The following is a 20,981-nucleotide window of genomic DNA, read 5'->3' as shown; positions in this document are numbered from 1 at the left end:
TGCGGGAAGGAGACCGATGCCCCTTCCCGCCTGTCTTGGTTGGCTATCGGTAGGGTCAGCTATGGGTTCCCGGGAACATCGAGCGGAAGCTCTCGTCATCCATCTCGGTCTTGAAGGCGTGGCGTTCCTTGATCGACTCGGCTCGCTTGGCGGCGTCGGTGGCGCTGATCCGGGCGACCAGGCCGGTCACGTTCGGATACTTGGCCGCCGCTTCCTCGCCGAGCACGAACTTGGCCATGCGGCCCCAGCCCCACAGGGCCATGTCGACGATGGTGTAGGTGTCGCCGACCATCCAGGTCTTGCCCTCGAGATGGTCGTTGAGGATGCCGTAATGCCGGTTCGCCTCGAAGTCGTAGCGCTTGATCACGTACTCGATCTTCTCCGGCGCGTGGTTGGCGAAATGCACCTTCTGCCCCGAATAGGGGCCGAGGCCGGTGGCGACGAACATCAGCCAGGAAATCAGCTCGCCCCGGTTCTTGTCACCGGCCGGCGGCAGGAACTTGCCGGTCTTCTCCGCCAGATAGAGCAGGATGCCGTTGCTGTCGAAGACCCGGACATCGCCATCGACGATGACCGGCACCTTGGCGTTCGGGTTGACCGACTTGAACTCCGGGAGGTGCTGCTGGCCTTTGCGGGTGTCCACGGGAATCGCCTCGTACTCGAGGCCGGACTCCTCCAGGAACAGCGCCACCTTCATCGGGTTCGGGGCCAGGCTGTAATAGAACTTGAGCATGCGTTGCCTCCGCTGGGCACGCGGCACCGCCCCCGGCGGTCGCGCGTGCCGATAACTGACTGGACCGGCGCGAGTGTGCCGGTGCGCCGAACACTACCGCAACGCGCGCCATCGGCCACTCATCTGCCACGGTCCGGAACGAATGAAGGCCTTGAAACACGGCATCGTGATGGACCGTCCGACGCGCTCTTGCCGCGGCCCGTGCGCCTCGGCCACGATCGGCCCACAACAAGATGGGAGGAACCGGATCATGGATCTGTACGAACTGCGCACCTACAAGATCGTCGTCGGCAAGCTGCAGGAGGTCCTGAAGCTGTACGAGACCGAGGGCTGGCCGGCGCTCGACCCGCACAAGGACAAGCTGGTCGGCTATTTCGTGGGCGATGTCGGCGGGATGAACGAGCTCATCCACATCTGGAAGTACACCGACGACGCCGACCGCCGGGCCCATTGGGCGGCGGTCTACGCCAACGAGAAGTTCATGGCCTTCGCCGCCAAGCTGCGGCCCAACCTGATCAGCCAGGAGAACAAGCTGATGGTCGGGGCGCCATGGGGCCCGCGACCCTGATACCGGCCTCCCCGGTATAGAGAGCGGTTTCCTCGGTCGGGCGTACCGCCCGCTCGCCGAGGACGCTGGTCCACAGCCAGTCGATGTCCCGGTCGGCCGCTCCCCGCTGCGCCGTCAGCCGGACCGGTGGGATCTCGGACCACCGGTCGCCGTCGCGCTCGGCAACCGCGAACTGGAAGACATAGTTCGGGGTGACGCCCATGCGCAGATCCGACACCAGGACCCGGTCGTCGGCCTCCCAGACCTTGAAGAATCCCTTGGAAAAGGCGGCCACATCCGCCGCCCTGGGCAGGTCCTCGATGCAGGCCAGCAGGGCCTCGCCGCGCGGATGGGCATAGGCGGTGACCGTCTCCTGGGTGCCGAGCAGCGGGATGTAGAGGTTGAAGTACCGGTCGCCGTCGATGGCGATCACCCGCCAGAACAGGGTGTTGAAGGGCATGGGCGTGGCCCAGGTGCGCTCGGGCTCGACGCCGAGATCGGCCAGCACCAGGTCGCCGCGCTTCTGCGCTACCTGCTGGGCGATGGCGCTCCAACCGAGATAGGCGGTGGAGACGATCAGCGCGACGCTGACCACCCGCGCGATCCGCGGCGTCCAGGACCGCACGCACAGTGCCCAGACGAAGGCGACGACCAGCGGGATGGTGTAGAGCGGGTCGATGATGAACATGGAGCCCAGCCCCAATGGCTCGGGCATCACCGGCCAGAAGATCCGCGTGCCGTAGATCGTCAGCGCATCGAGCAGCGCATGGGTGGCCAGGCAGAGATAGACCGCGAGGTATGTGGCCGCCCGGTGCTCGCGCAGGCCGCCGATCACCCGCACCAGCGGCTCGGCGAAGATCGGGGTGACCAGGGCCTGGACGATCAGCGAATGGGAGGGCCCGCGGTGCTGGACGAAATCCGTCACCGGATCGCCCAGGGGAATGAAGACGTCGAGATCCGGGACCGTGCCCAGGACAGCGCCGACGATCGCGGCCTTTCGCGCGCCGGCATGGGGGCCGATCACGGCAGCGGCAACGCCGGCACCAAGGACGATCTGGGTAACGGAATCCACGGCTTTGCCCCGGTCGGTTCACATGCAACCGGGACGATATGGGCCGCGGCGGTCGGATGGCCAGCGCAACCTGACCGCCGCAGGGTCACGCCGCCTTGCGCAGCCCCTCGGCCGCGGTGGCGATGGCGTCGATGGTCAGCGCCACATCGGCCTCGGTGTGGCACAGGCCGATATAATACTTGCTCTCCGGCTTCAGGATGCCGCACTCGCGCATGGTCGCGTTGAACCGCTTCGCCATGGCGGCGTCGCCGGCGAACATGCCGCGATAGTCGTGCACGTCTCGGTCGGTGAAGACCACGTCGAACAGCGGCGGCACGCCGACCACCTTGGCGGCGACCCCGGCCCGGTCCAGGTGTTCCTCCAGGGCGGCCATGATGGTGCGGCCGGTGGCGAACATCTTGGTGTAGGCGTCGTCGCGCTTCAGGATCTCCATGGTCTTCAGGCCGGCGACCGAGGCGACCGGATTGCCGCTCAACGTGCCGACCTGGAAGGTGAAGCCCTCCTCGCCGACCTGGCTCTTGTCGAAATGGGCCATGATCTCGTCGCTGCCGGCGATGGCCGCCAGCGGATAGCCGCCGCCGATCACCTTGCCCAGCGTGCAGAGGTCCGGCGTGATGCCGTAGTACTCCTGCGCCCCGCCATAGGCGAAGCGGAAGCCGGTCACCACCTCGTCGAAGATCAGCGGCACGTTGTGCTTCGTTGTCGCCTCGCGCAGGGCCTCCAGGAAGCCCGGCTTCGGCGGCAGCAGGCGCTGGAATGGCTCGACGATCACCCCGCCCAGCTCGGAGGCGTACTCGGCGATCATCTGGACCGCCAAGTCGGTGTCGTTATAGGGGGCGACGATCACGTCGTCGCGCACGCCCTTGGGGATGCCGGCGCTGTCGGGGACCGCCTGGGGGAAGTTGGCGAGCTTCTTCGGCGCCAGGCTCATCAGCCCGAAATCGCTCATGCCGTGATAGCCGCCCTCGAACTTCAGGATCTTCTCGCGCTTGGAATGGGCGCGGGCGAGGCGCATGGCGTACATATCGGCTTCCGAGCCGGAGCTCACGAAACGGACCTTGTCGGCGCAGGGAACCGCCTGGCAGATCTCCTCGGCCAGCACGATGCCCGGCTCGCTGTCGGCGAAGAAGGTGCTGCCCAGCGGCAGCTGCGCGGTCACCGCCTCGACCACCTCCGGATGGGCATGGCCGATCACCATCGGGCCGGATCCGAGCAGGTAGTCCACGTACTCGTTGCCGCTCACATCCCAGACCCGGGAGCCCTGTCCGCGCGCGATCACGATGTCCGCAGAGAAGTTCCCGAAACCGCCTGCCGGCAGCACCGCCCGCGCCCGTTCCATGAGGTCCTTTTCTTCCTGACTCTTCGTGACGCCGCTCATGGGAGCCTCCATCGGTCTGAACTGTTGGGTTTGATCTATCATTCTCCCAACACGGGTTCGCTGCATACCCGCAAACCGCCTTTGCCCGCCCCGTCAGGCGATGGACGCGCGCATGGCTCCGCGTCCATGCTGGCGGACCGCGGCATCGGGTCCGCGGGGGGGAGCGGAACGCCGATGGAACTCTGGATACCGATCACGATCTTCGCCGCGTTCATGCAGAACGCGCGCTCGGTCCTGCAGAAGCACCTGAAGGGTCGCCTGACGACGCTGGGCGCCTCCTATGTCCGCTTCCTATATGCGATGCCCTTCGCGCTGATCTACGCCTATGCGGTCCACGACATCGGCGGATACGCGTGGCCGACGGTCCATACCGAATTTCTGATCTACTGTCTGTTGGGCGGGATCTCTCAGATCCTGTTCACCGCCGTGCTGCTCTGGCTTTTCCAGTTCCGCAACTTCGCCGTCGGGACCACGTACTCCAAGACCGAGACGGTGCAGGTCGCCCTGCTCGGCTGGCTGGTCATCGGCGACGAACTGGGCCTGGTCCCGCTAATCGCTATCGTTGTATCGGCGGTCGGCGTGATGGCGTTGTCCGTCGGCCAGACCAAGATGTCCGTCGGTCGGCTTTTCACCGGATTGATAGAAAAGCCGACCCTGATCGGCCTGCTGTGCGGCGCCCTTCTCGGCTCGTCGGTGGTGTTCTTCCGCAAGGCAGCTCTCACCCTCGACTACGACGGCTTCGTCATGGCCGCCGCCTTCACGCTCGCGGTTTCCGTGGTGATGCAGACGGTCATCATGGGCGTCTATCTGGCGATCTACGAGCGCCGGACCCTGATCGATGTTTTCGTCCATTGGAAATGGTCCCTGGCGGTCGGCGTGTGCGGCGTTCTCGGCTCCATCGGCTGGTTTACCGCCTTCACGCTGCAGAACGCCGCCTATGTCCGGGCGCTGGGCCAGATCGAACTGGTCTTCACCTTCATCGCGTCCGTGTTTATTTTCCGCGAGACCACGACCCGTGCCGAGATCCTTGGTATCGTCCTCGTCGTCGCCGGAATCATTCTGCTCGTTCTCGGTCGTTAACCGGGATTAAACCGAGCTTCTTCACAGTCCATTAAGGAGACTCGTGTTCTTGTCCATCCGGGCGGGGCAATCGGAGTCGGAGACTCGGTGCTCGAGGATGGTGTAGGAATGCGCATGACACCCGATGGTAGCAATGGTGACGGAGGCTCGCGGCTTCCCTCGCGGCTGTCTGCCGTCGAAGACAAGCTGTCCCGCGCGCTGGAAACCATAGAGGCCCAGCGCCGTCAGCTTTCCACCGTCTTCAACGCCGTCACCGACGCCATCGTCGTGGTCGACGACCGCGGTATCATCGAGACCGTCAACGATGCGGCCTGCAAGATGTTCGGCCGGCCGAGCTTCGAGCTCGTCCATCACTCGGTGAACAAGCTGATGCCGGAATCGGTCGCGATGAATCACGACCAGTACATCCGGGAAGCGCGTCCCCATTCCAAATCCGCCTTCGGCCTGCCCCGTACGCTCGCGGCGATGCATGCCAACGGCCGGCAGTTCCCCGTCTCGATCACCCTGTCGGAGATTCCCCGCTCGGTCGATGAACCCCGACGCTTCGTCGCCACCATCCGGGACATGACCCACGAGCGGGCCCGCGAGGACAGGATCCGCTTCCTCGCCTTCCACGACGAGGCCACGAAGCTGCCGAACCGGCACGGCATCGTCAGCTATCTGGAATCCTATTTCGCCGCCCCGACGCCGCCGCCGATGCTGTTCGTGCACCTGTCGCTGAACAACACCAGCCAGCTCACCGCCTGTTTCGGCATCGAGGAATTCGAGCATCTGGTCGTCGCCTTCTCCCAGCGGCTCAAGAGGGTGTTCGGCACCGCCGTTCTCATCGCCCGGGGCTTCGGCAACACCTTCCACGTGGTGATGCCGATGTCGGAGGCCGACAGCCTCCAGGCCAAACTGGTTTCCGTGGTCGCGGAGCCGATCGAGATCCAGGACGTCGCCGTGGTGGTGGACGTCTGCGCCGGCACCGTGGCGCTTCCCGACCAGGCCTCGGATCCGCGCCAGGCGATGCACCGGGCCGCGGCCACCCTCATGGAGGTCAAGGCCACGACACCGCAGCCGGGCGTCCCCCGGATGCATGAGTATCTGCCCAGCATCATCAACCAGATGAGCCGCCGTACCCGGCTCGTGCACAACATCAACCGGGCCATCGAGGACCGGGAGTTCAGCGTCTATCTTCAGCCCAAGGTCGACATCACCGACGGGAGCTGGATCGGCGCCGAAGCTCTGGCGCGGTGGACGCAGCCGGACGGCTCGATGATCTCGCCCGGGGAATTCATCCCGCTGGCCGAACAGGCCGGCCTGATCACCGCCCTGAATCGCCATATCCTGTCGCAGACGCTCCGCTCGCTGGCGGACAGCGACTGGTCGCGGTCGGCCCCGCTGTCGGTCAATATCTCCGCGCAGGACCTGAGCCGGCCGAGCTTCGCCGACGATATCGCCCGCCTCCTCGCAGAGACCGGCATCGAAGGGACTGCCCTGGAGCTGGAACTCACCGAGCGCGACATGGCCCGCGGTGACGACGTCATCCGCTCCGCCATCGACCAGCTCCGCGAGATGGGCATCGCCATCTCCATGGACGATTTCGGCACCGGGTACTCGTCGCTAGCCGCCCTGGTCGATCTGCCCGTGGACATTCTGAAGATCGACCGGCAGTTCCTGCGCCGGATCGAGGACCGGGAAAGCGACCGGCGCCTGTTGAAGACCCTGGTCACGCTGGTCCAGGACCTCGGTCGCACGATCGTCGTGGAAGGGGTGGAAACCGAAGGCCAGGCGGCGTTCCTGCGCGATCTCGGCGTGCGGATGGCCCAGGGCTTTCTCTACGCCAAACCCGCCCCGGCCATCGCCGTCCTCAACGACCCGCGGCGGCCGCGCCGCGCCGCCTAAATCGGACCCGCCGGTCAGTCCGGCGCCGGTCGGAACCCGTGACCGGTGCGCGCGCACCAGTTGGACAGGAGCGAGGCGACCGTCCGGATCGGATTTCCCGGCTCGTTATCCTCGCTGCGGATCACCGCCGACCAGGACGAGATCACGCCGTCATGGCTGATCCGCGCCGCGTTGATCCGTCCGGCGCGCACCGCCGTCTCCACCGCCCAGCCGGCAAGGACACTGGTGCCCTGTCCGGCGGCGACCAGTTCCACGATCACCTCCGGCAGTTCCACCGTCACCGAGCGGCTCTTCGCGCTGTCGCCGTTGCGCAGCATCTGGCCGACCTCGCCGTCCGTCCCGGGGGTCTTGCTGTAGCTGATCAGGTCCTCGGCGGCGAGTTCGGAGACTTCGACGTAGTCCCGGCCGGCCAGCGGGTGGCCCGGCGGCATGATGAAAAGCTGGTCGTCGTCGAACAGCGGCACGGCCGTCGCTCCGGGCCGCGCGATCTCGCCGCTCATGATCGCGAGATCCACATGCCGGTTAGACAGGCTCTGCATCGGTTCGCGGCTGGCGCCCGCCATGACCTGGATATCGATGTCGGGTGCGGCATTCTGCAGGAAACTGAGAAAACCCGGCAGCCAGTGATAGGAGCTATACGCCTCGATGGCGATGCGGACCACGTGGACCACGCCCCGGCTGGTCCGCCAGACGTCCTCCTCGGCGCGCTCCATATCCGCCAGCACCCGCTCCGCCACATGGGCCAGATGCTCCGCCGCCGGGGTCATCCGCAGGCGCTTGTGCAGCCGGGTGTAGAGCGTCACATCGAGCCGACGCTCGGCCTCGCGGATCCGGTGCGACAGCGCCGACGGCGTCAGGCCGAGCTTCTCGGCCGCCTCGGTTACCCGGCCGGTATCGGCGATCGCCTGGATCATCTGTAGATGACGAATTTCGAGTCTTGGCGCCATTTCGGAAGTGTATGCTGAACTAGTTTCATTGAAAATCTTCAAAAAGCCATCCAGCTTTCACGCATCGTCCAATCATCGCGATGAAGACAACTTCTGATCGCACAGCATTCAATCACTCTGGAAATATGGAAATTCGCATTCGTCCACCCTGCTGGTGCCGGACAGCAGGTTCGGCAGGTGGCCAGCGTTTTTCACCTTCAATCCACATACCCATCCGGTGATTGGACACGAGGGACCCGGACGCTCAGCGAAAACTTCAGCAATCCACGTTCTTTTGTTTTTCCCGTTTAACGTTTGATCAATTATCAATCCCTCGACTGCGCCCGATCGCCTCCGACTCCGCTATCCATCGCCATGAATTGAATAAATCGGAGTCGGCGCGACGGAAGGCGATCCATGACCGGCCTTCCGTTGCTTCTTAACCTCGGCCCGCGGGTTCAACTTGTCCGCCACACCGGTGACACGCAATTCTGCGTCGCCGGACGGTGGGAATTTTCGGTGACTTCGACGTTTTCGACCGACCGTTTTTCCGACACCATGGCGCCATGACGGTGCGGAGGCCGCCTGCCGCCGACTGCCGGTACCGATGGGGGATCGATGTCCACTGACCCGCTGCTGCAGCCCTACCAGCTCAGGCACCTCACCCTGCGCAACCGGCTCATGTCGACGGCGCATGAACCGTCCTATTCCGAGGACGGGATGCCGACCGAGCGCTACCGGCTGTATCACACGGAGAAGGCGAAGGGCGGCATCGCCCTGACCATGACCGCCGGGTCCGCCGTGGTCAGCGCCGACAGCCCCGCCGCCTTCGGCAATCTCTACGCCTATAAGGACGAGATCGTGCCCTGGCTGCGCGAGTTGAGCGACGCCTGCCACGAGCACGGCTCGGCCATCATGATGCAGATCACCCATCTGGGCCGGCGCACCAACTGGAACCATTCCGACTGGCTGCCGGTGCTGGCCCCCTCCCCGGTCCGCGAGCCGGCCCACCGCGCCTTCCCCAAGGAGGCCGAGGACTGGGATCTCGACCGCATCGTGACGGACTACGCCGATGCGGCGGAACGGATGCAGGCGGGCGGTCTCGACGGGATCGAGATCGAGGCCTACGGCCACTTCCTCGACGGGTTCTGGTCGCCGGCCACCAACCGACGCACCGACGAGTACAATGGGTCGCTCGACAACCGGCTGCGCTTCACCTGGCGGGTGCTGGACGCCATGCGGGAGCGGGTCGGCCCGGACTTCCTGATCGGCCTGCGCATGGTCGCCGACGAGGACTGGGACAAAGGCCTGACCCGCGAGGACGGGGTGGAGATCGCCCGACGGCTGGCGACCTGCGGCAAGGTCGATTTTCTGAATCTGATCCGCGGCCATATCGACAGCGATGCCGCGCTCTCCGACGTCATCCCGATCCAGGGCGCGCCGTCGGCCCCGCACCTGGATTTCTGCGGCGAGATCCGTGAGGAGACGAAATTCCCGATCTTCCACGCCGCCCGGATCAGCGACGTGGCCACCGCCCGCCATGCCATCGCCGAGGGCAAGCTGGACATGGTCGGCATGACCCGCCCGCACATCGCCGATCCGCATATCGCCAACAAGGTCGCCGCCGGCCGCGAGGCCGATATCCGCCCCTGCGTCGGCGCCACCTATTGTCTGGACCGGATCTACGAGGGGCACGAGGCCCTGTGCATCCACAACCCGGCGACCGGTCGGGAGCGCACCATCCCCCATGTCATCGCCCGCAGCGCCGGGCCGACGAAGAAGGTGGTGATCGTCGGCGCCGGTCCGGCCGGGCTGGAAGCGGCCAGGGTCGCCGGAGAGCGCGGCCACAACGTCATCCTGTTCGAGGCCGCCGACCGGCCGGGCGGACAGATCCGGCTGGCCGCCCGGGTGCCGCGGCGGCGCGAACTGATCGGCATCGTCGACTGGCGCGCCGAGCAATGCGCCAAGCTCGGCGTCGACATGCGCTTCAACACCTATGCCGAGGCGTCCGACGTGCTGGCGGAGAATCCCGACGTGGTGCTGGTCGCCACCGGTGGCTTGCCGAACACCGACATCGTCGAGGGCGCGGATCTGGTGGTCAGCTCCTGGGACATTCTGTCCGGCGACGTGAAGCCGGGCGAGAACGTGCTGATCTACGACGACAACGCCGCCCATCAGGGCCTGTCCGCGGGCGAGGTGATCGCCAATGGTGGCGCCCGGTTGGAGATCGTCACGCCCGAGCGGTTCTTCGCCGTCGATATCGGCGGGCTGAACCACGTGGCCTATGCCCGCGCCTTCGACCGGGCGGGCACGCGGATCACCATCAACAAGCGGGTCCTGACGGTGCGCCGCGCCGGCAACGGCCTGATCGCGCAGATCGGCTCGGACTATTCCGAGCGGGTGGAGGAGCGCGCGGTCGACCAGGTCGTGGTCGAGCACGGCACCCTGCCCCTGGACGAGGTATACGTTGCGCTGAAACCGGACAGCCGGAACGGCGGGGAGATGGACTACGCCGCCCTTATCGCCGGCCAGCCGCAGACGGTCGTGCGCAATCCGGACGGCACGTACCAGCTCTTCCGCCTCGGCGATGCCGTGGCCTCGCGCAACATCCACGCGGCGATCTACGACGCGATCCGGCTGGTGAAGGATTTCTAGCGGCGCTCAACCGCCCCTTCGACACGCCCCGTCCCGGATCAAGGCCGGGACAGGGCTGCTCAGGGCGAGGTCAAACAGTTGATTGTTTCAAAGACCTCATCCTGAGCAGCGCCGAAGGCGCGTGTCGAAGGGCCGACATTGGCCTTTCCCGCCGGATTTGTGTACCGTGTTGCGCTGCGGCGAAGATCCTTCCCGGCGTGCCCGCGCCATGGAAATCTGCGGCACGGACCCTAGGTTGAAGACAACAGCAGTAACGGAGTGCCGCATGGCCGCGACCGAAGCCGGAACCGATCCGGCGGCCGACCGAGGCGATATGAATAACGGACAGACGGATGTCGACGTCTTCGTCATCGGCGGCGGCGTGAACGGCTGCGGGATCGCCCGCGATGCCGTGGGCCGCGGCTATTCCGTCGCCCTGGCCGAGATGAACGACCTGGCGTCGGGCACCTCGTCCTGGTCCACCAAGCTGATCCATGGCGGCCTGCGTTACCTGGAACATTACGAGTTCCGCCTCGTGCGCGAGGCGCTGATCGAGCGCGAGGTGCTGTGGGGCAGCGCGCCGCACATCATCTGGCCGCTGCGTTTCGTGCTGCCGCACCACAAGGGCCTGCGCCCCGCCTGGCTGCTGCGGCTCGGACTTTTCCTCTACGACAATCTGGGCGGCCGCAAGCACCTGCCGCCGACCCGGACCGTGGATCTGACCACCGACGCTGTCGGCAAGCCGCTGAAGCCCACCTTCACCAAGGGTTTCGAGTATTCCGACTGCGCCGTGGACGATGCCCGGCTCGTCGTGCTGAACGCCCGCGATGCCGCCGACCGGGGCGTGGACATCCGCACCCGTACGGAAGTCGTCGCCCTGGAGCGCGCCGGCGATCGCTGGAAGGTCTCCCTGCGCGACACCGTCACCGGCGCCCGCTCCACAGTCACCGCCCGCGTGGTGGTCAATGCCGCCGGCCCCTGGGTCGACCGGGTGCTGACCCGCGCCGCCGGCAAGAACGACACGCACAACGTCCGTCTGGTCCAGGGCAGCCACATCGTCGTGCCGAAGCTCTACGACCACGACCGCTGCTACATCTTCCAGAACGCCGACAACCGGATCTTCTTCGCCATCCCCTACCAGCGCGACTACACGCTGATCGGAACCACCGACCGCGACTGGAAGGACGACCCGGCGGAGGTGAAGATCTCCGACGAGGAGATCGCCTATCTCTGCAAGGGTGCCAGCGACTATTTCGCTCAGGACATCTCGCCGGCCGACATCGTGTGGACCTATTCCGGTGTGCGACCGCTCTACGACGACGGCGCGTCGGAGGCCCAGGTGGCGACCCGGGACTATGTCCTCCGCACCGACGGCAAGGGTAAGGACGGGCTGCTGATCAACATTTTCGGCGGCAAGATCACCACCTACCGCAAGCTCGCCGAAGCGGTGGTTGAGAAGATCGAGGACGCCATCGGCAAACGCGGCGAGGCCTGGACCCACGGCGCCACCCTGCCCGGCGGCGACTTCCCCATCGGCGGCTTCTCCGACCTGGTCGCCGATCTGATGCGCGACTACCCCTTCCTGACCGAACCGCACACCCACCGGCTGATCCGGCAATACGGCACCCGCGCCCGCCACTTCCTGGGCGAGGCCGCCTCCCTGCAGGATCTGGGCAAGCATTTCGGCGACACGCTCTATGCGTCCGAGGTCGCCTATCTCGTCGAGAACGAATGGGCGATGAACGCGGAGGATGTGCTGTGGCGCCGCTCAAAGCTGGGCCTGAAGTTCGACCAGGCATCCGCCAAGGCGCTGGAGGACTGGATTAGCGCTCGCACCCGTCGGGCCGAAGCGGCAGAGTAAAGGCGGAGCAGACAAGGTTAACGAACCCACCGGGGGATCACCCGGCCGACCGTGCCGGGGACCAGAAAAACACGTACCGCAGGGAGGCCGAATGTCCGGCTACGTTCTCGCCATCGACCAGGGGACGACCTCGTCCCGCGCCATCGTCTTCGACGGGCATTTCAGCATCAAGGGCGTCGGCCAGCAGGAGTTCGACCAGCACTTTCCCCGATCCGGCTGGGTCGAACACGAGGCCAAGGATCTCTGGCGCACCACCGAAGCGACCGTGCGCATCGCCCTTGCCGATGCCGGGCTCTCTGCCGGCGACATCGCCGCCATCGGCATCACCAACCAGCGCGAGACTGTGGTCCTGTGGGACCGCGAGACCGGCGAGGCCGTGCACCGGGCCATCGTCTGGCAGGACCGGCGCACGGCGGAAATGTGCTCGCGCCTGAAGGCCGACGGCCACGAGGCCATGGTCACCGAGAAGACCGGCCTGCTGCTCGACCCCTATTTCTCCGGCACCAAGCTCGCCTGGTTGCTCGACACGGTGGAGGGCGCCCGCGAGAAGGCCGAGGCCGGAAAGCTGGCCTTCGGCACCGTCGACAGCTTCCTGATCTGGCACCTGACCGGCGGCAAGCGGCACGTTACCGACGCCACCAATGCCGCGCGCACCCTGCTCTACAACATCCGCGAGGGACGCTGGGACGACGATATCCTGAAGCTGCTCGACATCCCCAAGGCGCTGCTGCCTGAGGTGCTCGACAGTGCGGCTGAGTTCGGCACCACCGAGCCGTCCCTGTTCGGCGCCGCCATCCCGATCCTGGGCGTGGCCGGGGACCAGCAGGCGGCCACCGTCGGCCAGGCCTGCTTCGAGCCGGGCATGGTGAAATCCACCTACGGCACCGGCTGCTTCGCGCTGCTCAACACCGGCGACACGCCCGTCCTCTCCAAGAACCGCCTGCTGACCACCATCGCCTACCAGCTCGACGGCAAGGTCACCTACGCGCTGGAGGGCTCGATTTTCGTCGCCGGGGCGGCGATCCAGTGGCTGCGCGACGGGCTCGGCATCATCGACCGGGCCGACCAGTCGGCGAAGATGGCCGACGAGGCCGATCCGGAGCAGTCGGTCTATCTCGTGCCGGCCTTCACCGGCCTGGGCGCGCCGCACTGGGATCCGGAAGCCCGCGGCACCATGTTCGGCCTCACCCGCGGCACCGGGCCGAAGGAGTTCGCCCGCGCCGCGCTGGACAGCGTGTGCTTCCAGACCGCGGACCTGATTGACGCCATGCACGCGGACTGGTCCGATGGCGGCGACGTGGTTCTGCGGGTGGATGGCGGCATGGTGGCCAACGACTGGATGATGCAGCGGCTGACCGACATCCTCGCCGCCCAGGTCGACCGTCCCATGGTGCTGGAGACGACCGCGCTGGGTGCGGCCTGGCTGGCCGGGCAGAAGGCCGGTGTGTGGCCCGACATGGAAGGCTTCGCCAAGCAGTGGAAGCGCGACCGGCGGTTCGAACCGGCGATGAAGGATGACGTCCGTCAGCGCCTGCTGGCCGGCTGGCGCGATGCGGTGAAACGGACGCTGACCACATGAACGACGCCCTGGCCGATATCCGGGAGATCCTCGGCGACCTGATCTCGTTTCCGACGGTCTCGGCCGAAAGCAACCTGAACCTGATCGAGCATTGCGCCGACCGGCTCTCCACGATCGGGGCCGACGTGGCGATCACCCGTGACGACACCGGCCTCAAGGCCAACCTGTTCGCCACCATCGGGCCGAAGGTCGACGGTGGCATCGTGCTGTCCGGCCACACCGACGTGGTCCCGGTCGAGGGTCAGCCCTGGACCTGCGACCCGTTCCGGGCGGAGGAGCGCGACGGCCTGATCCTCGGCCGGGGCTCCTGCGACATGAAGGGCTTCCTGGCCACCGCCCTGGCGCTCGCCCCACGGTTCGCCGCCGCCAACCTGTCGCGCCCGCTGCACCTCGCCTTCACCTATGACGAGGAGACCGGCTGCTTCGGCGCCCCGCGGCTGATTCAGGGGATCGCCGACAGCGGGCTGAAGCCGAAGATCTGCATCGTCGGCGAACCGACCGAGATGCGGATCATCGAAGGGCACAAGGGCACCTACGAATACACCACCGAGTTCACCGGGCTGGAGGGCCATGCGTCCAATCCGGATGCCGGCGTCAATGCGGTGGAGTTCGCCGCCCGGTTCATCTCCAAGCTGCTCGAGACCGGCGAGGTGATGCGCCACCGCGCACCGGCCGACAGCCGGTTCGATCCGCCGCACACCACCCTGCAATGCGGGGTGATCCATGGCGGCATCGCCCGCAACGTGATTCCGCGGCACTGCGCGCTGGAATGGGAGATGCGGCCGGTGAACCGGGCCGATGCCGACCTGGCCAAGGAGATCCTGCGCGACTATGTGGACCGGGAACTGCTGCCGCGCATGCATGCGGTGGACCTGAAGGCCAGCATCGTCACCCATACCATCGGCGAGATCGAGGGGCTGGAGCCGATGCTGGACAGCGAAGCGGTGGCGCTGGTGTCGGAACTGACCGGCGCCAATGCGGCGGAGGTGGTCGCCTTCGGCACCGAGGCCGGGCTGTACCAGGCGGCGGGCATTCACACCGTCGTCTGCGGGCCCGGCAGCATCGCCCAGGCCCATAAGCCCGACGAGTTCGTCAGCCTCGATCAGCTCCAGCAATGCGCCACGATGATCGAACGGCTGTTGCCGAAGCTGGCGGCTTAACGACGGGCGATTGCTCCCGGCATCGGGTAATTCAGACCGTTTCTAATCCCCTTCTCGTCATCCCGAACTCGTTTCGGGACCTCACTTTGCCGAACGCCCATGAGGTCCCGAAACGAGTTCGGGATGACAGGGTCGGGAGAATGTTCTCCCCCTTATGCCGCCTTCTCCAACGCCGACACCGTGAACAGCCGGCCGCCCGCCGGCACCGCGTCCTCGACCCCGGCCAGCCGCATCATGTGCCAGGCGAGCACCTGGTTGCTGGCGAGCACAGGTACGCCGATCCGGCGCTCCGCCTCCGCCAGAACCGGCGCCATGCGCAGGTTGGTGCAGGACATGAACACCCCATCGACCTGCTGCCCCGCGACCGTCTGCTCGATCGCCGCCAGCAGCGAGCGCGGGGTCATCCGGGCGACCACGCTCTCGCGGCCTTCGTCGAAGCTGGCGAAGGCGGCGATCTGCGTGCCCGAGGCCTGGAACGCCTCGCGCAGGGCGCGGGAGACGGGCTCCACATAAGGCGACAGCAGCGCGATCCGGCGCAGGCCGAGCGCTTCGAGCGCGGCCCGCGCCGCCGAGAGCGGTTCGGTCACCGCCGCTTGCGGGTAGTGCCGGTGAATGCCCGCGGCCACCCCCTCCGGTCCGATCACCGTCGCCCCCGACGTGCAGCCGTAGCCGATCACGTCGAAGGGCGCGGTCTGCGGGAACATGACGGCGGCACCCGGAATGTCCTCGCGCATCCGTGCCAGGGACTCGGCGGTGACGTCGGGCGCCATGGGGATGCGGCTGTGATAGAGCACCACCCCGTCGGTCGGCACGAAGACCCGGAACTCGTGCTCGATGGTCTCGTCGGTCTTCAGCACGATCAGGCCCAGGGTGGCCCGGGTACCGATCCCGTCATCCGTTTCGAAAGCGAGGGGCATCTTCATTCCCTTCCTGTTCTTCGTATGCGGATCTCATGACGTACTCAGTACCGGAATCTCGCGGTCGGCGCGACGGGTGAGCAGCCGCGGCGCCTCCTGCGTGATCGCCACATTCTCCTCATGCACCATCATCTTCCCCGGTGCCGTCGCCATCCCCGGCTCCAGGGTCATTACGTAGCCCGGCTCCAGCACCGTGTCGTCCCAGTCGGCGATGGACGGGAACTCTGTCAGCACCATGCCGAGCCCATGGCCGAGTCGGCCGACCGCGCCGCCAGCCGACGGATCGGCCAACGGGGCGGTGACCGCGTTCATCGCCCGGAACAGGTCGGCGCAGGTCACCCCCGCCCGTGCCGCCGCGAGCCCCGCCTCGGTCGCCAGCCACACCGCCTCGTAGGCCCGCTTCACCGGATCGGAGGGCGGGCCCACTGAGAAGTTCCGGTCGAAGTCGCAATAGTAGCCGTCGAACACCAGTCCCACATCGAGGATGAGCACGTCCCCCGCCTGCAGCCGGCGCTCCGACGGCGGCGAGATGATGTCGCCATACCCGCCAGGCCCGGCGCCGCCGACCAGGTAGTCCACATCGTCCGCCCCGGCCTGGAGGCAGGCGATCTTGAAGGCGCGGAACACCTCCACCTCGGTCATTCCCGCCCCGGCGATCTCCGGCAGCCGGTCGAAGGCATCGCAGGCGATGCGGCAGGCCTCGGCGATCTTGGCGATCTCCGCCTTCGACTTCACCTGACGCAGACGGCGCATGACCCCGCTCGCATCCTCCCAGGACAAGCCGGGCAACGCCGCCCGCAGGCGCTCCAGATCGCGCAGCGGCATGCGGAGATGGGTCTCCGGCCCCATCTGCAGCCCGACCGCACCACCCTCGCCCGCCGCCTCGCGCAGCGCGTCGGCCAGCAACGTCAAACCGTCGTCGCCGGGATGCGGCGACGACCACGTGCGGATATCCTCAATCCACGTCCGCCCCATCGCCTCCGAGCCGATGCCCGGAATGACCGCGACCGGCTTGCCCGTGGCCGGGACCACCAGGAACCAGGGCCGGGTCGGGCTCAGCCAGAACTGGGTGAGGAACCCGGTGAACCACCGGATATCCGGCTCGGTGGTCAGCAGCAGCGCGTCCAGGCCCTGCGCGTCCATCAGCGCCTGGGCGCGGGCGAGCCGGCTTTCGAACTCGGCGGCGGGAAAGCCGCGCGGCGGTCGGTCATCGGCCATGGCACATCTCGAGCAGGCTGCGGGGCGACCATCGTTTCATGGCTCCGCCCCCGGAAACAATTGAAACAGAACACCCGCCGCCCCGAGGCCGAGGGGAAACATCGCGCGCTTAGTTTGGGTATCCGACAGACAGGACTCCCCAGTCCCCCACAGGAGGTCCCCATGACCCAGCGCACCGACAACGCCTTCACCATCGCCGCCTCGGCCCTGGCCGAGCCCTATGCCGCGCTGATCGGCGTCGCCCGCCTGCTGACCTGGCCGCTGCGGTCGATCAGCCGCTCGTACCGGCTGCGGCGCACCGCGGCCGAGCTGGAAAACCTGGACGCCCGGATCCTGCGCGATATCGGCATCGAGGGCAGCAGCATCCACCGCATTGCCCGTGCCTCGGTCGACCACCCAGGCGTCGATCCCCGGCGCTCCACCACCTGGCGTTGATGCGGAGACGCGGAGCATGGCGAGACATGGCATACTGACGCGATCCCGTCCGGCAGCGTCCGGACATCCCACAGGTAAATCGCGACGCCGGCCCGCCATGATCGCCGATCCGAAGACCGACCGCGCCGCCTCGCCCGCCTCCGCGCCTGTCCGGTATGCGGAGATGGGCGAGGCGCACCGCGCGGCGCTGCTCGACTTCGCCGTCGCCCATTCCTCAATCGTCTTCTATCTGGTCGACATCGATGCCGACCGCCGCACCGTCTATATCAGCGACAATGTGGAAGCGGTGACCGGCCATCCCGCCGCCCGCTTCGTCGACGACAGCGGCTTCGGCACCACGCTGATTCATCCCGAGGATACCGCGGCGTATTTCGCCACCCTGGACGCGGTGCCGGAAAAATCCGGCGAGACCGTGATCGAGTACCGCCTGCGCGACAGCAACGGCGACTACATGTGGATCCGCGACCGCCTGCGGCGGATCGAGGGCGCGTCGTCGGGCGAACCGCGCATGCTGGTCGGCAGCATGGCCGACATCACCATCGAGAAGGAAGCGGTCGCCCGGGTGGGTCAGGCCGAGGCGATCAACCGGGTCCTGCTCGGCAACGTGCTCGACGCCATCGTCGCCACCGACGAGCAGGGGCTGATCGTCGAGTTCAACCCGGCGGCAGAGAAGATGTTCGGCTATTCCCGCGGCCGCGCCATCGGCCAGCCGATCGGCGACCTGATCGTCCCCGACGCCCACCGGGCCGGCCACGATTCCGGCATGGCGCAGTTCATGGCCAACGGCCGGATGAGCCGCCCGTCGCGCCGGATGGAGACCCAGGCCAAACGGGCCGACGGCAGCCTCTTCCCGGTCGAGATCGCCATCGCCCATGCCGAGATCGAAGGCAAGGCGATCATCATCTCCGACATCCAGGACATCTCCGAACGGCTCGCCGCCCGGGCCGAGCGACAAAAGATCGCCCAGCTCCTGCAGGACGCGATCAACAGCATGAGCGAGGGCTTCGTCATCAGCGCGCCCGACAGCACCGTGCTGTTCTGCAACGAGGCCTTCTCCGCCCCTTACGGCATGACGCCGGACGAGATGGTCGGCAGTGACCGGACACAGAACATCAAGCGGTTCTTCAGAAACGTCCGCCGCTTCGACGGCCGACTGGTCGAGGGCGACACCAACCAGATCCGCTGGATCGTCTCTCGTCTTGCGGACTTTGACGGCCACCCGATCGAAGTCGAGCTGACCAACGGCGAATGGCGCCTGATGGTCAATCACCGCACCACCGATGGCGGCTCCGTCACCATCCGGGCCGACATCACCCAACGCAAACGGGCCGAGCAGTCCCTGCGCCAGAGCGAGGCGCTGATCCGCCGAATCCTCGATGCCTGCCCCGTCCCGGTCGGCATGACCCGGGCGATCGACGGCCGGATCATCTACGAGAGCCCAGCCTCCAGGCAGATGTTCCAGCGCGATTCCATGGGCGGCACCCTGTCGGCCCGCGACTTCTTCGTCGACGCCGCCGATCGGGACCGATACCTGGACATGCTGCGCCGCGACCGGCGGGTCGATGCGTTCGAGACCTTTCTGCGCCGCTCCGACGGGCATGAGTTCTGCGCCTCGATCTCGGCGCGGCTGGTCGAGTATCAGGGCCAGGAGGTCGTGGTGTCCTCCACCTACGACCTGACCGAGCGCCGCAAGATGGAAGAGGAGATGGCCCGCCAGCGCGAGGCGCTGCATCAGTCGGAAAAGCTGAGCGCCCTGGGTGAACTACTGGCCGGGGTCAGCCACGAGCTGAACAACCCGCTCTCCGTCGTGGTCGGCCAGGCCATGCTCCTGCGCGAGACCGCCAAGGACGCCGCGATCGTCGAGCGCGCCCGCAAGATCGGCGATGCCGCCGACCGCTGCGCGCGGATCGTGAAGACCTTTCTCGCCATGGCCCGCCAGCAGCCGAGCGAGATGCGGCCGGTACGGCTGAACGACATCGTGGAAAGCGCGCTGGAGATGACCGGCTACATGCTGCGCACCCACGACGTGGATGTGAGCCTGGAGCTGAACCCGACGGTGCCGGCGATCCTGGCGGATGGTGACCAGATCAACCAGGTGCTCACCAACCTGATCGTCAACGCCCTGCACGCCATGGAGAACCAGCCGATGCCGCACCGGCTGCGGCTGGTCACCCATTACGACCGCGGCCGGCGCCAAGCGGTGCTCAAGGTCAGGGACAACGGCCGCGGCGTACCCGAGGAGATGGCCTCGCGGATCTTCGAGCCGTTCTTCACCACCAAGGATCTCGGCGAGGGCACGGGCATCGGCCTGACCATCGTGCACCGGATCGTCGATGCCCATGGCGGCTCGATCTGCCTGGACAGCACGCCGGGCAAGGGCACGACCTTCACGTTGCGCTTCCCGACGTGCGCCGCCGAGGGGAGCGAGGACGGTGCCGAGGACGATGCCGGCGACGATACCGGGCTGACGGTGCTGGTGATCGACGACGAGCCGGAGGTGGCCGAAATCATCCGCGAGTCCCTGGTCTTCGACGGTCACACGGTGGATGTCGTCACCTCCGGCCGGGCGGCGCTGGAGCGGCTGCTGTTCCGCCAGTACGACGCCATCCTGAGCGACGTCCGGATGCCCGACCTGGACGGCCCGGCCCTCTACTCCGTGATCTGCGACCGCCATCCGGAGCTGCTGTCCCGCATGGCCTTCGTCACCGGCGACACCATGAGCCCGGCGATCCGCCGCTTCCTCGACGAGGCCGGCCGGCCCTATCTGGAGAAGCCGGTGATGCCGGCGGAACTGCGCGGACTGATCGCACGGCTGGCGGAGGCCGCCTCTTGAGCGACCGGATCCACATCGCCGTCGTCGACGACGAGCGCGACATCCGCGAGACCGTCGCCGAATACCTGGAGATCAACGGCTACCGGGTCAGCAAGGCCGATGGCGGCACCGCCCTGCGCCGGCTGGTGGAGCAGTCGGAGCTGGATCTGGTCGTTCTCGACATCACCATGCCCGGCGAGGACGGGCTCAGCCTCGCCCGTCATCTGCGCGAGAAGTCGGGCGCCGGAGTGATCATGCTCACCGCCCGCGACGCGGTGGTGGAGCGGGTGGTCGGCATCGAGATGGGTGCGGACGACTACGTGACCAAGCCGTTCGACCTGCGCGAACTGCTGGCCCGGGTCAAGGCGGTGCTGCGCCGGGTGCGGCGGACCGCCGACGGGGCCGTCGATGCCAGCCAGCGCGTCCGGTTCGGCGACCACCTGCTGGATCTCGGCGCCCACAAGCTGTTCGACGGGGCCGGTGCGGAAGTGGCGATCACCGCGATGGAATTCGACCTGCTGCGCACCTTCGCCGAGCGCCCGAACCGGGTGCTCTCGCGCGAGCAGCTGCTGGATCTGGCCCATAACCGGGACAGCGACCCGTTCGACCGCTCGATCGACATCCGCATCGCCCGCCTGCGCCGCAAGATCGAACCGGATCCCAAGACCCCCAGGGTGATCAAGACCGTCCGCGGGGCGGGGTACCTGTTCGTGCCGGCGAAGGCCGCGGGGTAAACGGCGAC

At 67.0% G+C, this 20,981-nt stretch carries 16 protein-coding genes; 10 read left to right on the top strand and 6 right to left on the bottom strand.

All coding sequences use genetic code 11. From position 1 onward, the window contains the following. Positions 1-55 precede the first annotated feature (55 nt). Positions 56-733 carry a glutathione S-transferase family protein gene (locus T8K17_RS17045; RefSeq protein WP_322330936.1) on the bottom strand — a complete coding sequence of 226 codons (678 nt, stop codon included), beginning with the start codon at positions 731-733 and terminating at the stop codon, positions 56-58. 250 nt (positions 734-983) lie between these two features. On the opposite strand from T8K17_RS17045, the gene T8K17_RS17040 reads away from it, so the two are divergent. Then, a complete protein-coding gene (locus tag T8K17_RS17040) occupies positions 984-1,301 on the top strand; it encodes an NIPSNAP family protein (RefSeq protein ID WP_322330935.1) in 318 nt (105 codons plus the stop codon). Here the strand turns inward: T8K17_RS17040 and T8K17_RS17035 are convergent. Continuing rightward, the gene (locus tag T8K17_RS17035; RefSeq protein ID WP_322330934.1) at positions 1,249-2,352 is read right to left on the bottom strand and encodes a metal-dependent hydrolase; all 1,104 of its coding nucleotides are present in this window, start codon (positions 2,350-2,352) and stop codon (positions 1,249-1,251) included. The genes T8K17_RS17040 and T8K17_RS17035 overlap by 53 nt on opposite strands. Before the next feature lie 85 nt (positions 2,353-2,437). After that, positions 2,438-3,730 (bottom strand): aspartate aminotransferase family protein, encoded by a 1,293-nt coding sequence (locus T8K17_RS17030; RefSeq protein WP_322330933.1) that lies wholly within the window; start codon positions 3,728-3,730, stop codon positions 2,438-2,440. A gap of 174 nt (positions 3,731-3,904) precedes the next feature. On the opposite strand from T8K17_RS17030, the gene T8K17_RS17025 reads away from it, so the two are divergent. Next, a complete protein-coding gene (locus T8K17_RS17025) occupies positions 3,905-4,810 on the top strand; it encodes a DMT family transporter (RefSeq protein ID WP_322330932.1) in 906 nt (301 codons plus the stop codon). A gap of 108 nt (positions 4,811-4,918) precedes the next feature. Then, positions 4,919-6,697: a putative bifunctional diguanylate cyclase/phosphodiesterase gene (locus T8K17_RS17020; RefSeq protein ID WP_322330931.1), complete on the top strand. Its 1,779-nt coding sequence runs from the start codon at positions 4,919-4,921 to the stop codon at positions 6,695-6,697. Between the two features lie 14 nt (positions 6,698-6,711). Here T8K17_RS17020 and T8K17_RS17015 read toward each other — a convergent pair whose 3' ends face one another. Then, positions 6,712-7,644: a LysR family transcriptional regulator gene (locus tag T8K17_RS17015; RefSeq protein ID WP_416153123.1), complete on the bottom strand. Its 933-nt coding sequence runs from the start codon at positions 7,642-7,644 to the stop codon at positions 6,712-6,714. 597 nt (positions 7,645-8,241) lie between these two features. On the opposite strand from T8K17_RS17015, the gene T8K17_RS17010 reads away from it, so the two are divergent. The 4 genes from T8K17_RS17010 (at position 8,242) to argE (ending at position 14,857) form a co-directional block, all read left to right on the top strand. Beyond that, positions 8,242-10,278: an NADH:flavin oxidoreductase gene (locus T8K17_RS17010; protein ID WP_322330929.1), complete on the top strand. Its 2,037-nt coding sequence runs from the start codon at positions 8,242-8,244 to the stop codon at positions 10,276-10,278. A 265-nt stretch (positions 10,279-10,543) separates the two neighbouring features. Next, a complete protein-coding gene (glpD, locus tag T8K17_RS17005; RefSeq protein WP_416153122.1) occupies positions 10,544-12,118 on the top strand; it encodes a glycerol-3-phosphate dehydrogenase in 1,575 nt (524 codons plus the stop codon). 91 nt (positions 12,119-12,209) lie between these two features. Then, positions 12,210-13,697: a glycerol kinase GlpK gene (glpK, locus tag T8K17_RS17000; protein ID WP_322330928.1), complete on the top strand. Its 1,488-nt coding sequence runs from the start codon at positions 12,210-12,212 to the stop codon at positions 13,695-13,697. After that, positions 13,694-14,857 carry an acetylornithine deacetylase gene (gene argE, locus T8K17_RS16995; protein WP_322330927.1) on the top strand — a complete coding sequence of 388 codons (1,164 nt, stop codon included), beginning with the start codon at positions 13,694-13,696 and terminating at the stop codon, positions 14,855-14,857. The genes glpK and argE overlap by 4 nt, the downstream gene beginning before the upstream one ends. Positions 14,858-15,009: 152 nt before the next feature. On the opposite strand, the gene T8K17_RS16990 is transcribed toward argE, so the two are convergent. Then, positions 15,010-15,774 (bottom strand): Asp/Glu racemase, encoded by a 765-nt coding sequence (locus tag T8K17_RS16990; protein WP_322330926.1) that lies wholly within the window; start codon positions 15,772-15,774, stop codon positions 15,010-15,012. A gap of 33 nt (positions 15,775-15,807) precedes the next feature. Next, entirely contained in the window at positions 15,808-16,992 is a 1,185-nt protein-coding gene (locus tag T8K17_RS16985) for a Xaa-Pro peptidase family protein (protein WP_322330925.1), read from the bottom strand. A gap of 162 nt (positions 16,993-17,154) precedes the next feature. Between T8K17_RS16985 and T8K17_RS16980 the strand changes: the two genes are divergently transcribed. From T8K17_RS16980 to T8K17_RS16970, 3 genes are all read left to right on the top strand, one after another. Next, positions 17,155-17,427, top strand: coding sequence for a DUF1127 domain-containing protein (locus tag T8K17_RS16980; RefSeq protein ID WP_322330924.1), 273 nt, complete (start codon positions 17,155-17,157; stop codon positions 17,425-17,427). Between the two features lie 97 nt (positions 17,428-17,524). Then, positions 17,525-20,260, top strand: coding sequence for a PAS domain S-box protein (locus T8K17_RS16975; RefSeq protein WP_322330923.1), 2,736 nt, complete (start codon positions 17,525-17,527; stop codon positions 20,258-20,260). Next, positions 20,257-20,973, top strand: coding sequence for a response regulator transcription factor (locus tag T8K17_RS16970; protein ID WP_322330922.1), 717 nt, complete (start codon positions 20,257-20,259; stop codon positions 20,971-20,973). The genes T8K17_RS16975 and T8K17_RS16970 overlap by 4 nt, the downstream gene beginning before the upstream one ends. Positions 20,974-20,981 lie beyond the last annotated feature (8 nt).

It is taken from the genome of Thalassobaculum sp. OXR-137, from assembly GCF_034377285.1.
GTDB lineage: Bacteria > Pseudomonadota > Alphaproteobacteria > Thalassobaculales > Thalassobaculaceae > Thalassobaculum.
Note: the sequence above shows the minus strand (reverse complement) of the source record. Positions and strands in the feature narration are given on the sequence as shown.